Raw genomic sequence first — 15,190 nt, 5'->3', positions numbered from 1 at the left:
TTCAACGTTGCAAGAAGTAGCGGCATGGTCGCGGCCACCTCCTTCTCCCCGTCACTATACGGGGAGAAGGTGCTGGCAGGCGGATGAGGGGCAGCGCCGACAGATTGTGATCTTTTCCTGCAGTGACACGAACCTGGGCCTGAACGAAAAAGGCGGGCCGTGGCCCGCCTTGGTTAAGTTGATCGTCGCACCAATCAGTGCAACCGGCCGCTGGCGTGGGCCAGCATGGTGTAGACCTTGCCAGTGTCCGACGTCAGGTAGGTCTGCGCCATGATGTTGTCGCGGTCGTTGCGCGAAACGTCCTTGAGCAGCTTTTCGAAATCGTCGCAATAGCGGTCGACGGCAGCGCGGAACTCCGCTTCGCCCTGATACTTGCGGCGGATTTCATCGAAGGTCTGCTGGCCCTTGAGCGTGTAGAGACGGCGCGTGAACACGTCACGCTCGCCGCGCCGGTAGCGGTTCCACAGCTCGATCGAGGCGTCATGGTCGATCGCCCGCGCAATATCGACCGACAGCGAGTTGAGCGACTCCATGACATGCAGCGGCGAGCGCTGGGCGGGAGCCGCGCGCGGTGCTTCCGCGGGCGCTGCCGGCTTGGCGGCGACTTCCTCCTCACGCGATGCGCCGGTCAGCAGGTCGCGCACCCAACCACCTTGTGGCGTGCGGGCACTGGCGTCGCGCTGGCGCGGTGCTTCGGCAGGACGTTCGATATCGAGCGTGCCGCGCAGGCCGCCAAGCGGTGCCTGCGGAGCCGGGCGTTCGGCCTGCGGTGCCGGCGGCGGACGGCGCACCGGCTCGGCCGGGCGTTGTACTGGCGCCTGGGGAGCCGGGCGCAGGGCGCGGGGCTCGGAATTGTCGCCACCACCGCGGCCCGATTTCGCAACGATATCCGAAAGTTCCTTGAGCGCGTTGATCTGCTCGGAAACGGCACGGCGGATCGCCGAAGTCGATTCCTTGGCCTCTTCCGGCATCTCGATGACGCCCTTCTTGAGCTCGGCGCGTGTGAGGTCGAGCTCGCTCTTGATCGAGCTTGCGGTGCGCCGCATCTCCTCGGTCGCATCGGCGAACCGGTTGGTTGCCGAATCGACCACTTCCGCAATGGCAATGCGGATCTTGTCGGCCGATGCCAGCGTCCTGCCTTCGGCATTCTGCATCGTTTGACCGACAAGGCTCTCGAAGGAACGCATCACCTTCTCGAGGTCTTCCGACTTCTTGACCAGGCCGACGGCGAGATCTTCCAGTGACGACTGCCTCTCAAGCGTGTGTTCCAGATTGCTCTGCGCCGAGCTCAGCAGGTCGGAGGCCGACGACAGCAGACGGCTGTGTTCGTCGAACTTGGTGGCGATCGATGCGACCTCGCGCAGCGTCGAGGACGACAGTTCGGTAAGCCGCGTCGTGTTCGAATCGACCAGGCGGGCCGAGCTGGCGAAGGTCTGCGCCGCCTTTTCGGTGGTCGCGGCGAAGCTTTGCGTGCTGCCGCTGAGACGTTCGTCGACCTGGCCGAGATTGACTGCCGCCTGCTCGATCAGCTCACCGAGCTGCGAGCTGGAGACGCTCATGCGGCCGATGAGATCGGCGACACTGTCGGCGAGCGACGAGCGCGCGCCTTCGACGGCCGACAGCGTTTCGGCCGTGCGGCTGGCGAGCGCATTGACGAGGGCGGCGTTCTCGCTGCGCAGCTTCTCGGTCGCGCGTTCGGTGACCTCTTCCATGCTCTTTTGCAGTTCCGAGCCGCCCTGGGCGAAGCGCTCGACCAGCGGCCGTGCGGTTTCGTCGAGGATCTTCGACAGTTCGGCCGAACGTGCCGCCAGCATCGTGTTGAGCTCGCGGGTGTTTGTGCCGATGGTCTTGGCCGCGTCGTTGGTGCTCTGGCCGATATGCTGGCCAACAGCGGTGAAGGTCTCCGCAATCGTGTTGGCGCGCGAGATCAGTTGAGCTTCGGCGCTCGACACCTGCTCGTTGAGCTTCTGGCCCATCGTCTCGGTGGTAAAGGCGAGGCGGTTTTCGACATTCGCGACCTGTTCCTCGACGCGGGTGGTTGCGGCGGCAACACTCGCGGCCAGCCGCTCGTCGGCACCGGCCAGAGCCTGCTCCATTTCGCGGGCGTGGACGGCAAGTTCCTCGCCGGTATGGCGTGCGCGTTCGGCAACCCGCTGCTCGGTGCTGGCGAAGGCACCGACGATGTTGTCGGCATGTTCGCCGATCGTCGACGTGGAGTCGGCGATGCGCGACACCAGGCGGTGATCGGCCTCGTCGAAGATGCGGCTGATCTCGGTGGCGCGGGCCGACAACGCGTCTGAACCCTCGGCAATGCGCGAGATCAGCTGCTGGTCGGCGGCATCGAAGATGCGGCCGAGGTCGGAGGCGCGGGCGGCCAACGCTTCGGCGGATTCGCCGATGCGCATGCTCAGCCGCTGGTCCGCACCCTCGAAGTTACGCAGGATGTCGCCGGCGCGGTCGGCGAGCGACTGCGCCGTCTCGACCGCACGGGCGACAAGCTTCTGGTCGGCGGCATCAAACGTCCCCGCGATTTCGCCGGCGCGGGCAGCCAGCCGTTCGGCCGTTTCCTCGGCGCGCGCGAGCAGCGAGTTTGACGTCTCGTCATGCCGGGCAAGCAGCGCGCTCGTTGTGTCTTCGGCGCGTGCGTGCAGTCGGCGATCGGCGTCCTCGAAGGTGCGAGCGATGTCTTCTGCCCGGGCAAGCAGGGCGGCCGAAGTCTGCTCGGCACGCTCGGCGATCTTGCGGTCGGCATCGCTGAAGGCAGCACCCGCCTGTTCGTGCAGGGCGCTGGTGACCTCCATCACCTTCTCGCGCAGTGCGCCGGCAACAAAGACGGCGCTCTTTTCGAGTACGTTGCGGACATTGTCGACACCCACCGACAGCGCGCGCTCCATGGTTCCGGCGCGCTCCTCGATGATGCCGGTCTGCTTGCTGAAGGCCTGCTCGATCTTCTCGACATCGGCTGCGATAGCCGCGGAAATGTCGGTGCTTCTGGCAGCAATCTGGTCGATATGGCCCGACAGCGAGCGGTCGACATCCTTGCGGGTGTCGGCGAGCTTTGCCAGATCGTCTTCCAGCGCCTGGGTCAGCATGTTGCGGCCTTCGGCCAGCTTGCCAACATGGCCGGCGATGATGTCGTCGACCTCGCCGCGGCTTGCCGACAGCTTCTGCAGGTCCGCTTCCAGCGCGCGCTTGAGAATGTCGCGGCCTTCGGCCAGCTTCTCGACCTGGCCGGCGACCAGTCCGTCGATGCTCGACCGGCTCTCGGCCAGCTTGGCGAGGTCGTCCTCAAGAGCCTTCGACAGCGTCGCGCGATCTTGGGCGAGCTTGTCGCTGTGGTCCTGGAGCAGGCTGTTGACATTTTCCAGATCGGCTTCCAGCACCCGTGCGAATTCTCCACGGTTTTCAGTCAGCTTCTGCGACTGGTCGACAATGGCGCTCCTGATCGTGTTGAGATCGGCTTCGAGCGCCCGCTTGAGGATGTCGCGGCCCTCGGCGAGCTTCTCGACCTGTCCGGCGACCAGCCCATCGATGCTGGAGCGGCTCTCCGCCAGCTTGGCGATGTCGTCTTCCAATGCCTTTGAGAGGGCCGAACGGTCCTGGACGAGCCTGTTTTGATGATCGGCCATGATGCCGCTCACATTGTGCAGATCGTCCTGAAGCGCCTGGGATAGTGTCGAACGATCCTGGACAAGCCGGCTCGTGTGGTCGGCGATTAGGCTGTTCACATTCTGCAGATCGGCTTCCAGTGCCTTCGAAAGCTGGCTGCGCTCTTCCGCCACCCTGTCGGAATGACCCGCGATGGCACCCTTGATGGTATTGATGTCGGCTTCGAGCGCGCGCTTGAGAATGTCACGGCCTTCGGCCAGCTTCTCGACCTGGCCGGCGACCAGCCCGTCGATGCTCGACCGGCTTTCCGCCAACTTGGCAAGGTCGGCCTCGAGCGTTTGGGACAAGAGGCCACGATCGTCGGCGAGCCGGTTCGAATGGTCGGAGAGCAGGCCCCTGATGCTGGACAGGTCGTTCTCCAGCGCCTTGCTGAGTTCGGTCCGGTCCTCGGCCAGTTTGGCCGAGTGGTTCTCGATCACGCCCTTGATGCCGATAATGTCGTTTTCGAGCGCCTTGGTGAGCACGGCGCGGCCTTCGGCGATCTTTTCGACCTGGCCGGCGACCAGCCCGTCAATCGAGGTGCGGCTGTCGGCCAGCTTGCCAAGGTCGGCTTCCAGGGCGCGCGACAGAATGTTGCGGCCTTCGGCCAGTTTCCCGACATGTCCGGCGACCATTTCATCAATGATCGTACGGGCTTGCACGAGCTTTCCGGAGTCCTCATGCAAGGCCTGATTAAGCCGGTTGCGGCCTTCTTCGAGGCGCTCGAGATGGCTGCCGACCGACGCGTCGATGGCGGCGCGCGACTCGTTGACCTTGCGCAGATCCTCTTCCAAAGCGCGCGAAATCAGGTTGCGGCCTTCGGCCAGCTTCTGCACCTGGTTGGTGACGGCTGCGTCGATGCCGGCGCGGCCCTCGGCGAATTTCGCTAAATCCGCCTCCATGGCCGCTGCCATGCGCTCGCGGCTTTCGGACAGCTTGCGGCTGTGGTTTTCGACCGCTTCCTCGATGCCGACGCGGGCGTCGGCGAGGCGCTGGATGTCGGTGTCGAAGGAGCGCGACACGACGTGGCGGGCCGCTTCCATGCGGCCGGCGAAGTCGCTGGCGCGGGCTTCGAGCATCGACGAGGTCGACGAGACGATGTCGGCCATATCAGCGCCGATCTGGGTCTTGCCCTGATCGATCATCGCCGACAAATGATCCTTGCTCTCGGCAAAGGTGTGGGCGATCTCGCGGGCGCGCTCGACCAGCGTCTCGTTGATCTGGCGGGCACGCGCTTCGAGCGCGGCGTTGAGCTTCTGCGTGCCCGTGTCGAGCGCTTCTGCGCGGGTCTGGAATTCGCTGATCAGCGCCTGGCCGCGCTCGGCCAGCGTGCGCTCGATGCCGTTGAGGCTGGATTCGAATTCAGAGTTCAAGGTGCGCGCAGCACCCCCAAGCAGCGACACCATGCCGGTGGTGCGGTCGTCGAGCAGGTCGGTCAGCGACCGGGTCAAGCCGTCGGTGGTGTCGGTCAGCTTGGCGATGCGGGTGTCGAGCAGCGAAGCGAAGGCTTCGCCTGAGGTCGACAGCCTATCGGTGATCGTGTCGAGCCGGCCTTCCACCTGATCGAAGATCGACATCGAGCTTTCGTTGATGCGGTCGATCAGCGTGTCGCCGGAATTCGTGATCGTCATCGACAGCTTGGTCGACGCGTTGAGGATGGAGTCGCGAATGATGTCGCTGGCAGCGCCGATTTCGTCCTTCAGCGTCTCATGCGCACCGGTGATCGAAGCGCGCACGCGCTCGGCATGGGTGACGACGGCTTCGCGTTCGCTGCCCAGCCCGTCGACAAGCGAGCGGATACGGGATTCATTCTCCGAATAGGAGCGTTCGATCTGGTTGACCTCGCTGTGAACCAGCGTTTCCAGTTCGACGGCGCGCGCCAGCGTGCGCTCGATGCCTTCGCCCATCGCCGCCACTTCGCGGCGAACGGCCTGGCCGATCATCATGACGCGGTCCTGGGCGAGGTTTTCCGGCTCCGCTAGGCGGAAAGCCACTTCCGTCATTGACTGGGCGGCGATGCGCATTTCCTGCGCGCGGCGGATCATTGCCGCGAAAGCCCAAAACAGGACAACCGGTATGATTGCCGCGATTGCGAGGCCGATCAGTTCGGGGCGGGCCAGGAGTTGGTCGAATGTACGAATTTTCCAGATGCTGGGGCCAAACAGCAGATTGGCAAGACCTCCGGCGCCGGCAATCCAGGCCAGCGACACGAACGCCACGACCCAATAGATTGTGCTCGACGCACGCCGGTTGAGGCTGTGCAGCAGCGTCTTGTAATCTTTCTGGCGGTCATCGTTTGCCGGCTTGAAGCCGGCCGGCTGCGCGCTGTTGCGCGATTCAACCGGGCGCAACTCGGCGGGCTTGGCAGCCGGCGTCGCGCTTTGATTCTGTTGGATGGGTGCGCTTTGAGCGGGGGCGGGTTTCTGGGTACGGCCTTCGCGCGCCAGTTCGTCCGCGGCCTGCGAAATCTGCGCTTCCAGATCTTCCATCGACGCCGCAATATCGAGATCGCCGCTGCCGTCTCCGCTAAGGTCGAGGTCTAGTGCCTTTTCGAGTTCCCTGGCTACGTCGTTGTCGAGAGTTCTGGTCGTCGTTGGTTTCTTCGCCATGCCTTCGCTACCCTGTACTAGCTGCCGAGGGACTTTATGATTTTGGCCTGATTCTGGCTTGTCTTATCCCACGCAGGAGGCTGAAAATGGACCCTCGTATCGTAATGACACACAGGGGTAAAGAAAACCTGCATTCCGCGAGATACGTAAAACTTTAAATATAAGGTTAACGTGAACGTGATTTCGTCGCCTCTGCGGCAACAATTTTCCAGCCCATTCATTAACGCGTTGGCGACGGAAATCGCCTAAGTTTTTTTGCGAGCGGGACAAAGGAGTTTCAAATTGGTACGCGGTGAAAGCGGCATTGCCTTCTCAATGCCGGGTGGCGATGCGTCGGGTCCAGCCCGTTCGCGGCCGGTGGATCTGGCCCATCTGGCCCGCCAGACAATGGGCGATCGCGCCCTCGAGCAGGAGGTGTTGGCACTGTTCGTACAGCAGGCGCTTTCTGTTCGCGACAAGATCATCGATGCCGATGTCAGGGAGAGGCTGCTTCTGGCGCATGGGCTGAAAGGTTCGGCGCGCGGCGTCGGCGCATTTGCCATCGCCGACTGCGCCTCATCAATCGAACAGCAGCCGGAAGATACACGCAGTCTCAAGCGCCTCGGCGTCCTGATCGAGGAAGTGCGCGATTTCATCGCCGCCATCAGCCGGTAATGGCTGCCGCTCGTCGGCGGCCACCGGCATGAATCGGCCGGGCCAGGGCGCGCTTTAGCCAGCTTTCCGAAAAAACGTCACAAAGCGGCGCTTTCGCGCCGCAGTTGACTTGTCTGGCGGAGTGATTATCTCGGCTGAGACTCCCTTCAGGTGACAAATGACCAAGCTGACCTTCATCGCCCATGACGGCACTCCTTTCGATGTCGAGGCCGAAAACGGCTCGACCGTCATGGAGAATGCGATCCGCAATGCGGTGCCGGGCATCGAGGCCGAATGCGGCGGCGCCTGCGCCTGCGCAACCTGCCATGTCTATGTCGACGAAGCCTGGACGGCCGAGGTCGGCGAGCCGGAGGCGATGGAAGAGGACATGCTGGACTTCGCCTATGACGTCCAGCCGAACTCGCGCCTGTCCTGCCAGATCAAGGTGCGCGACGCCCTTGACGGCCTCGTCGTGCGCGTGCCCGCCCGCCAGGGCTGAACCAACTTCTTTCGGATTTTTACCGCCGACGCTTGGCAGCAAGCCAATGCTCATGCAGTCTCGCGCCCAGTTTGGCCCAGTTTTGGCAATGAGGCTCGCCTGGCATGACCGATGTAATCAAGACGGACGCACTCATTGTCGGGGCAGGGCCGGTCGGCCTGTTCGCCGTGTTCGAACTCGGCCTCCTCGACATGAAGTGCCATCTGATCGACATCCTCGACCGGCCCGGTGGCCAGTGCGCCGAACTCTATCCGGAAAAGCCGATCTACGACATTCCGGGCTGGCCCTTGATCTCGGCGCAAGGGCTGGTCGACAGGCTGATCGAGCAGATCCATCCGTTCAAGCCTGACTTCACCTATAACCGCATGGTCTCCAGCCTGCAAAAGCTAGAGGATGGCTCCTTTCGGGTCACCACCGACGAGAACGAGGTGTTCGAGGCCAAGGTGGTGGTGATCGCCGCCGGTGGCGGCTCGTTCCAGCCCAAGCGGCCACCCATTCCCGGCATCGAAGCCTATGAGGGCAAAAGCGTCTTCTATTCGGTGCGCCGCATGGAGGAGTTCCGCGGCCACGACCTCGTCATCGTCGGCGGTGGCGATTCCGCGCTCGACTGGACGCTGAACCTGCAGCCGGTGGCAAGAAGCGTGACACTGGTTCATCGCAGGCCGGAATTCCGCGCCGCACCCGACAGCGTCAACAAGATGTACGCCATGCAGGAGATGAAACAGCTGGAGTTCCGCGTCGGCCAGGTGAGCGGTCTGAACGGCGCCGACGGCCAACTGGCGTCCGCGACCATCAAGGGCGGCCCTGACGGCGACATCGAGGTGCCGTGCACGCGCATGCTGCCGTTCTTCGGCCTGACCATGAAGCTCGGCCCAATCGCCGAATGGGGGCTGAACCTTCACGAGAACCTCATTCCGGTCGACACGGAAAAGTTCCAGTCCTCGGTGCCCGGCATCTTCGCCGTCGGCGACATCAACTGGTACCCCGGCAAGCTCAAGCTGATCCTGTCGGGTTTTCACGAGGTGGCGCTTATGGCGCAGGCGGCCAAGCGCATCATCAGCCCTGGCGAGCGTATCGTCTTCCAGTACACGACGTCGTCGACCAGCCTGCAGAAAAAGCTCGGAGTCGTGGAATAGGCGTTCAGGGCTTTTGCCGGATCACTCCACCAGGACGACTGGCGCCTCGGCCTCGTCGCGGCCGCGCAACGACTTCTCCGGCATCAGCGCCAGCGTGATCAGAGCCAGCACCAGCGTGATGGCCGCCGCAAGAAAGATCATCATAAAGGGCGTCGCCGAGACGGTCTGTCCGGCAGCCGGCACGCCTTCGCCGGCAAGCGGCAGGCCATAGCCGAGCGCGACGGCGCCGAGCATGGCGACGCCGAGTGCGCTACCCAGCGAGCGCAGGAAGGTCAGCACGCCGGTGGCGACGCCGAGATGCGCGCGGTCGACGGCGTTCTGCACCGACACGGTGGCGACCGGGAAAGTGGTGCCGCTTCCAAGCCCAATGCAGATCGTCAGCAGCTCGACCACCAGCAGCGAGGCGTGGCCGGCGACCAGGCTGAGCACGCCAAGGCAGACAATGGCGAAGAGAACGCCGACCATGGCGATGCGCTTGTAGTGGAAGAAGCGCGGTATCGTGCGGCCGCTGAACGTCGCGCCGGCGACCGTGCCGAGCAGCAGGCCGAGCATGGCAAGGCCTGACTGGCTGACCGACAGGCCGATGATCGACTGCAGATAGACCGGCAGGTACACGGACAGGCCGATATTGGCGGCCTGCAGCAGGAACATCGACGCCGTACCGGCAAGCACGATCGGATTGCTCAGCACTTCAAGCGAAATCAGCGGCTCGGCCGCCCGCATCAGCCGCAGTGCAAACGCGCCCCAGAAGACCGCCGAACAGGCGAGCAGGCCGAGGATTTCACGCGAGGCCCATGGATAGGCGCTGCCGCCCCAGTTGAGCGCCAAAAGCAGCAGTGCCGTCGCCACCACCAGAAGCAGTGCTCCCAGGGCGTCGATGCGATGCCGCTTTGCGGTAACCGGCAGTTTGCGCAGCGGCTTGTTGATGATCGCCATGGCCACCAGGCCAAGCGGGATGTTGATCCAGAAGATCAGCGACCAGTGCAGATGTTCGGCAAAACCGCCGCCCAGCAACGGTCCGGCGATGCTGGCGACAGCCCATGTGCCCGAAATCCAGGCGGCATAACGCGCCCTTTCGCGTGGCGGCACCAGATCACCGATGACGATCTGCGCCAGGGCGAACAGGCCGCCACCGCCCGCACCCTGGATCGCCCGGCCGATGACCAGCACGAACATGTTGGGCGCCATGGCGCTGACCAGCGATCCCGCGAGGAAGATCAGGATCGCCGCATAGACGGTCGGCCGGCGGCCGTAAACGTCGGAGATCTTGCCGTAGAGCGGCGCCATGGCGGTCGCCGTCAGGAGATAACCGGTCACGATCCACGGCAGATAGTCGGCGTGGCCGAGCGAACGGCCGATGGTCGGCATGGCCGGCGCGACAATGGTCTGGTCGAGTGCCGCCAGGAGCATCGACAGCAAGATGCCGGCGATGATGACGTTCTTTTCGCTCTCCGTCAGCGGCGCGGCGGGCGTCGCCATCACCGGCCTGTCGACAGCCTGGTCCATATCAGTTCGTCCACAACGCTTGGCGAGCGATTGCGCGGCGCCAAATGGCCGCTCCGCTATACGCCGCCTCAATTGGTCTTGATCTCGCGTTTCGAAGCTCGCGCCGTGCGAGCCTGACATATGTCGTCCCGTATAGGCCGATTTCGACCTTTGCCCGAAAATTTTCTGGGGCTGGCCTCATGTTTGGGCAGGATTGGCTTGGTATCGGTCCCGTGGTTCAGCCGGGTGGAAGCTGGCCGTTCTCGACGCGCTGTATGCGGTAGCGCAGCAGCCGCAGGATGCGGCTTTCGAAGTTGACGCCCTCGACGCGGTCGAAGCGCAGCTGGTCCTGGTCGTGCCTGGCGAGTTCGGCTGCGGTGATCTCAGCCGCCTTGGCCTTGGCCTCGGCGCAGGTCTTTTGCGGGTAGCTGGCGTTCAGCGCGTCCTCAAGGAGACGGCCGTGGTTCTTGGCGATCTCGACATGGCGCTCCTCATGGCGCTTGATGTCGGCCGACAGCGTGTCCCAGAACAGCCTGACATCGGCGTCGGCCTTGCGCGGCCGGCGCCACTGCGGAAGGATGACCTTAACCTTGACGGTGACGGCGGCCTTGGCGATGCGGCAGGTATCGGCGGTTTGCGCGTAGCTGATGCGGGTGGTGAAGGCCATCTGGGTGGCGCCCGGATGCCGCATCCCGGTGCTTTTCACCTCGGGTCCATGTGTCGACAATTGCGTCTCGATGGCATCGAGCGTGCTGCCGCCGATGCCAAAATAGCTGTAGGTCTTCACCAGATTGGCCGCGCTCGCCGGCAAAACGGTCAAAGCCAGCATCAGGGCGCAGAGCAGGGGTCGCTTCATTATGTTGCCTCTTCACTCACCTTGCTTTACGGCCGTTGCCGGCGCAACGGAATTGATCTTCCACCGATCACGCATCGTTGATGGATTGCAAGTGCTCGATGAGCCACATGGTTGAAGGACAATGACGACAAGGCGATGGCAACTGGCGCATGGGCGCCATCTCGACCTTGGCGAGAAGGCCATGGTGGTCGGCATTCTGAACGTCACGCCGGACAGTTTTTCCGATGGCGGGCAGTTCATCGGACCGGACCAGGCGGTGGCGCAGGCGCGCCGCATGGTCGAAGAGGGCGCCGCCGTCATCGACATCGGCGGGGAATCCACGCGCCCGGGCGCCTCTCCCGTCACCCCTGAGGAAGAGCAGGCCCGCATCCTGCCGGTGATCGCCGCGCTCGCCGGCGCCGGTGAAGCCCTGATTTCGGTCGACACCTATCGCGAGGAAACCGCGCGCCTGGCCGTCGCCGCCGGCGCGCATATCGTCAACGATGTCTGGGGCCTGCAGCGTGAACCCGCCATTGCCCGCGTCGCCGCCGACACCGGCGCCGGCCTGGTCATCATGCACACCGGGCGCGAGCGGCAAAAACTGCCCGACGTCATCGACGACCAGTTTTCCTTCCTCAAGGCATCGCTGGAAATCGCCAAGCGCAATGGCGTCCAGGATGACCATATCGTGCTCGATGCCGGCTTCGGCTTCGCCAAGGAGACGGCGGAGGAAAACCTCGACCTGATGGCGCGGTTTTCCGAACTGAAGGCGCTGGGCTTTCCCCTGATGGCCGGCACGTCCAGAAAGCGCTTCATCGGCATCGTCACCGGCCGCGACGCCGCCGCGCGCGGCGCCGGCACGGCGGCCACCAGCGTCATCCTCAGGCTGAAGGGCGCCGATCTGTTTCGCGTCCACGATGTCGCAATCAACGTGGACGCGCTGGCCATGGCGGATGCTATGCTGGCGCGTGAAAAGCCGGGACACTGAGCCCAGGAACCCAAGAAATGTATGTCATCCGCATGAAGAACTGCGCCTTCTTTGCCCGGCACGGCGTGCTGGACGAGGAGGAGGCGCTTGGCCAGCGTTTCTATGTCGATGCCGAGTTGACGGTCGAGCCCAGCCGCCCGCTGGAGGATGATTCTATCGAGGATACCGTCAATTACGGCGTCGCCTTCACGGTGATTGAAAAGATCGTCACTGGACACCGCCGTTTCCTGATCGAGGCGCTGGCGCTCGAAGTTGCGAAGGCGCTGACGGCGCGGTTTCCGCAGATCAGGAAGGCCGAGATCACCGTGCGCAAACCGAACGCGCCGGTGCCCGGCGTGCTCGATTATGTCGAGGTGACCGTTGTCTGGCCCGAATAACACGGTCTACCTCAGCCTCGGCGGCAATCTCGGCGATCCAGCCGCCTCGATGGCGACGGCGCTGCGCCTGCTGGACGCCGACGAGAGCACGCGCGTCATCGCCGTCTCCTCGCTCTATCGCACGCCGCCATGGGGCAAGCTCGACCAGCCGGATTTTCTCAATGCCGCTGCCGAAATCTCGACCGCGCTGATGCCAAGGGCGCTGCTCGATCTTTGCCTCGAGGCTGAGCGCAAGCTAAAACGGGTGCGCGAGGAGCGCTGGGGGCCGCGCCTGATCGACATCGACATATTGGTGTTCGGCGACCGCATCATCCACGAGACCGGGCTGGAAGTGCCGCACCCCAGAATGCTGGAGCGCGCCTTCGTTTTGGCGCCCCTGGCCGAGATCGCGCCGGAACTGGCGGTTGGCGGCCGCAGCGTGAGCGAGCGGCTCAGCGCCGTCGATACGTCAGGCATAGAGCGGCTGGCGTCCGGCCGCGACTGGTGGCTGGGTTAGCCGGAGAATCCGCCGCCATCGAGAAATGCCTGTTCGTCCGCCGTCGTCTCGCGGCCAAGCATCTTGTTCCGATGCGGAAAGCGGCCGAAACGCTCGATGATGTCGCGGTGCTCGACCGCGTATTTGATATACTCCGGCGCCCTGGCAGTGGTGAGCTCAACCGATCTGTCCTGGTCGGCGGGCAGTTCGGAGTGCTCATAGGGCAGGTACAGGAAGACGCGCAGGTCTTCTTCCAGCGCCAGGTCATGGCCGGCGGCGATCGCCCTGGCGGCAAAGTGCCTTGCCAGCGGATCGGTGGCGTACATGTGGCCGGAGCCGCGAAAACAGTTGCGAGGGAACTGGTCGAGCAGGATCATCAACGCCAGCGAGCCCTCGGCATGCTCCGACCAGGCGTCGCACTCGCGCCGCGCGGCCGCATAATGCAGGTCGAGAAATCGGCTGCGAAAATCCGCATCGAAAGCGTCGTTCTTTTCGAACCAGGCGTCTTCGCCGGCCTCGCGCCAGAATTTGGTGACGGCGAGCGCTCGCTCATCCAATGCGGTCATCTGCCTTCCTCTGGCTGGGCGGGTTCGGATTTGTTCAACACACCGGCGGTTTCTTCATTCAGCGCCTGGCCGGGTCGACGTGGCGGGGCGAGCGGCGTCGGAATCGGCGTGCCGATATTGCCCCTGAGGAAGCGCCGGCCAGCCCGTATGCCTTCAGCCAGCTGCGTCTCGAAGCGGTCGTTGTCGCGGCGCCGAACATCCTCGATGACGTCGGCGACATCTTCCGGTTCGACGCCAAGCGCCTCAAGCGCCGAGCCGCCGAAGACGAGGGCCGATTCGAAGGTTTCGCGCAGCTGGAAATCCACGCCGACGCGAATGAGCGACAGCGCTGTGCCGCGATCGAAGGCGCGAGCCAGAACCGTCAGCAACGGAAACTCCGCCTTGATCAGTTCGGCAATGCGAACGGCAGCGTCGGGCTTGTCGACACAGATCAGCACGGCGCGCGCACGACCAGCGCCAGCGGCGCGCAGAATGTCGAGCCGTGTGCCGTCGCCATAATAGACCTTGAAGCCGAAATCGGCCGCTGCCTGGATCATTTCGACATCATTGTCGATGATCGACACGTCGATGCCGCGCAACAAAAGCGGCTGGCTGGCGATCTGGCCGAAGCGGCCGAAGCCGATGACCAGAACACTGCCGGTCAGCCCTTCGGCGATATCGACGCCTTCGAGCGACTGCTCGTCGCGCGGCGTCAAATATCTGAGCGCAATGATCGCCAGCGGCGTAAGCACCATCGAGATGATGATGATCGCGGTCAGCGTGGCGTTGGCCCGGCTGTCGATGATGCCGACGGCCGCCGCGGCGGAGTAAAGCACGAAGGCGAATTCGCCGCCCTGCGCCATGAACACGGCGCGCTCCAGCGCTTCGCGATGGCCGCTCTTCAGCACGCGGGCGACGAGATAGATGCCGAGCGCCTTCATCACCATGTAGGCGACGACATAGATGGCGATCAGCCGCCAATTGTAGACCACCACATGCAGGTCGAGCGACATGCCGACGGCGAGGAAGAACAGGCCAAGCAGGATGCCGCGAAACGGCTCGATGTCGGCTTCCAGCTGGTGGCGGAAGGTCGATTCCGACAGGAGCACGCCGGCAAGGAAGGCGCCCATCGCCATCGACAGGCCGGAGAGCTGCATGACCAGCGCCGATCCCAGCACGACCAGAAGTGCGGCCGCCGTCATCACTTCGCGTGCCTTGGCGTCGGCCAGGATGCGGAAGAACGGATTGAGCAGATAGCGGCCGGCCACCACCAGCCCGACAATGGCGCCAAGGCCGATGCCGACCTCGGTCAGCCTTTGCTGCAGAGTCATCTCGGCACCGCCCGGCGCCAGGAAGGCGACCAGCGCCAAAAGCGGCACGATCGCCAGATCCTCAAGCAGCAGGATGGACACGATGCGCTGTCCTTTGGGGCTGGCCATCTCGCCGCGTTCTTCCAGCAGCTGCATGACGATCGCCGTCGAGGTCAGCACGAAGCCGGCGCCGGCAACGAAGGATTGCGCGATCGGAAAGCCGCCCGCTAATCCGACGAGAGTCAGGAGCACCGCGCAGACGCCGACCTGCAGGGCGCCGAGTCCGAAAATTTCGCGCCGCAGCCCCCATAGCCGCGACGGCTGCATCTCCAGCCCAATGATGAACAGGAACATGACGACGCCGAGTTCGGCGACGTGCAGGATGGCTTCCGATTCGGAAAATATGCGGATGCCGAACGGGCCGATAACCACGCCGGCGGCGAGATAGCCGAGGATCGAGCCCAGCCCCATGCGTTTGAAGATCGGAACGGCGACGACGCCGGCGGCAAGCAGCGCCACCACCTGAATAAGATCGCTGCCCGACGCTTCCGCTGCCATGCCTCTTGTCCCCGTGTTCAGCAGCACTCCTTGCATGCAGTTGGAGCTAGAGGCAAGGGTGGGAAGCCTGCCAGGACGGGTAGGTGCCGTTG

At 64.0% G+C, this 15,190-nt stretch carries 11 protein-coding genes; 6 read left to right on the top strand and 5 right to left on the bottom strand.

Features of this window, described 5'->3' with window-relative positions:
* Window positions 1–194 precede the first annotated feature (194 nt).
* The gene (locus AC1D1L_RS07900; protein ID WP_477340262.1) at window positions 195–6,257 is read right to left on the bottom strand and encodes an apolipoprotein A-IV repeat region-like domain-containing protein; all 6,063 of its coding nucleotides are present in this window, start codon (window positions 6,255–6,257) and stop codon (window positions 195–197) included.
* Between the two features lie 315 nt (window positions 6,258–6,572).
* Here AC1D1L_RS07900 and AC1D1L_RS07895 point away from each other — a divergent pair, with 315 nt between their 5' ends.
* The 3 genes from AC1D1L_RS07895 (at window position 6,573) to AC1D1L_RS07885 (ending at window position 8,525) form a co-directional block, all read left to right on the top strand.
* Window positions 6,573–6,911: an Hpt domain-containing protein gene (locus tag AC1D1L_RS07895; RefSeq protein ID WP_436261979.1), complete on the top strand. Its 339-nt coding sequence runs from the start codon at window positions 6,573–6,575 to the stop codon at window positions 6,909–6,911.
* Window positions 6,912–7,068: 157 nt separating this feature from the next.
* On the top strand, window positions 7,069–7,389 hold the full coding sequence (locus AC1D1L_RS07890; protein WP_023707481.1) for a 2Fe-2S iron-sulfur cluster-binding protein: 321 nt from the start codon (window positions 7,069–7,071) through the stop codon (window positions 7,387–7,389).
* Between the two features lie 104 nt (window positions 7,390–7,493).
* Complete coding sequence (locus AC1D1L_RS07885) at window positions 7,494–8,525, top strand: NAD(P)/FAD-dependent oxidoreductase (protein WP_477340260.1); 1,032 nt, start codon at window positions 7,494–7,496, stop codon at window positions 8,523–8,525.
* Window positions 8,526–8,546: 21 nt separating this feature from the next.
* Here AC1D1L_RS07885 and AC1D1L_RS07880 read toward each other — a convergent pair whose 3' ends face one another.
* The gene (locus AC1D1L_RS07880) at window positions 8,547–10,031 is read right to left on the bottom strand and encodes an MDR family MFS transporter (protein ID WP_477340258.1); all 1,485 of its coding nucleotides are present in this window, start codon (window positions 10,029–10,031) and stop codon (window positions 8,547–8,549) included.
* Between the two features lie 217 nt (window positions 10,032–10,248).
* Window positions 10,249–10,866, bottom strand: a complete 618-nt coding sequence (locus AC1D1L_RS07875) for a DUF922 domain-containing Zn-dependent protease (RefSeq protein ID WP_477340256.1) — start codon at window positions 10,864–10,866, stop codon at window positions 10,249–10,251.
* Window positions 10,867–10,987: 121 nt separating this feature from the next.
* Here AC1D1L_RS07875 and folP point away from each other — a divergent pair, with 121 nt between their 5' ends.
* From folP to folK, 3 genes are read left to right on the top strand one after another with little or no spacing between them, the layout of a single operon-like run.
* Window positions 10,988–11,833, top strand: a complete 846-nt coding sequence (gene folP, locus AC1D1L_RS07870) for a dihydropteroate synthase (protein ID WP_477340254.1) — start codon at window positions 10,988–10,990, stop codon at window positions 11,831–11,833.
* 17 nt (window positions 11,834–11,850) lie between these two features.
* Entirely contained in the window at window positions 11,851–12,210 is a 360-nt protein-coding gene (gene folB, locus AC1D1L_RS07865; RefSeq protein ID WP_112561505.1) for a dihydroneopterin aldolase, read from the top strand.
* A complete protein-coding gene (gene folK, locus AC1D1L_RS07860) occupies window positions 12,194–12,706 on the top strand; it encodes a 2-amino-4-hydroxy-6-hydroxymethyldihydropteridine diphosphokinase (protein WP_477340252.1) in 513 nt (170 codons plus the stop codon). Before folB ends, folK begins: the two co-directional genes overlap by 17 nt.
* Here folK and AC1D1L_RS07855 read toward each other — a convergent pair.
* On the bottom strand, window positions 12,703–13,251 hold the full coding sequence (locus tag AC1D1L_RS07855) for a DUF924 family protein (protein ID WP_477340250.1): 549 nt from the start codon (window positions 13,249–13,251) through the stop codon (window positions 12,703–12,705). The two genes, folK and AC1D1L_RS07855, sit on opposite strands and share 4 nt — an antisense overlap.
* Window positions 13,248–15,098, bottom strand: a complete 1,851-nt coding sequence (locus AC1D1L_RS07850) for a monovalent cation:proton antiporter-2 (CPA2) family protein (protein ID WP_477340248.1) — start codon at window positions 15,096–15,098, stop codon at window positions 13,248–13,250. Before AC1D1L_RS07850 ends, AC1D1L_RS07855 begins: the two co-directional genes overlap by 4 nt.
* Window positions 15,099–15,190 lie beyond the last annotated feature (92 nt).

It is taken from the genome of Mesorhizobium sp. P2_D6 (genome assembly GCF_056404315.1).
This window is presented reverse-complemented; position numbering and strand designations above follow the sequence as displayed.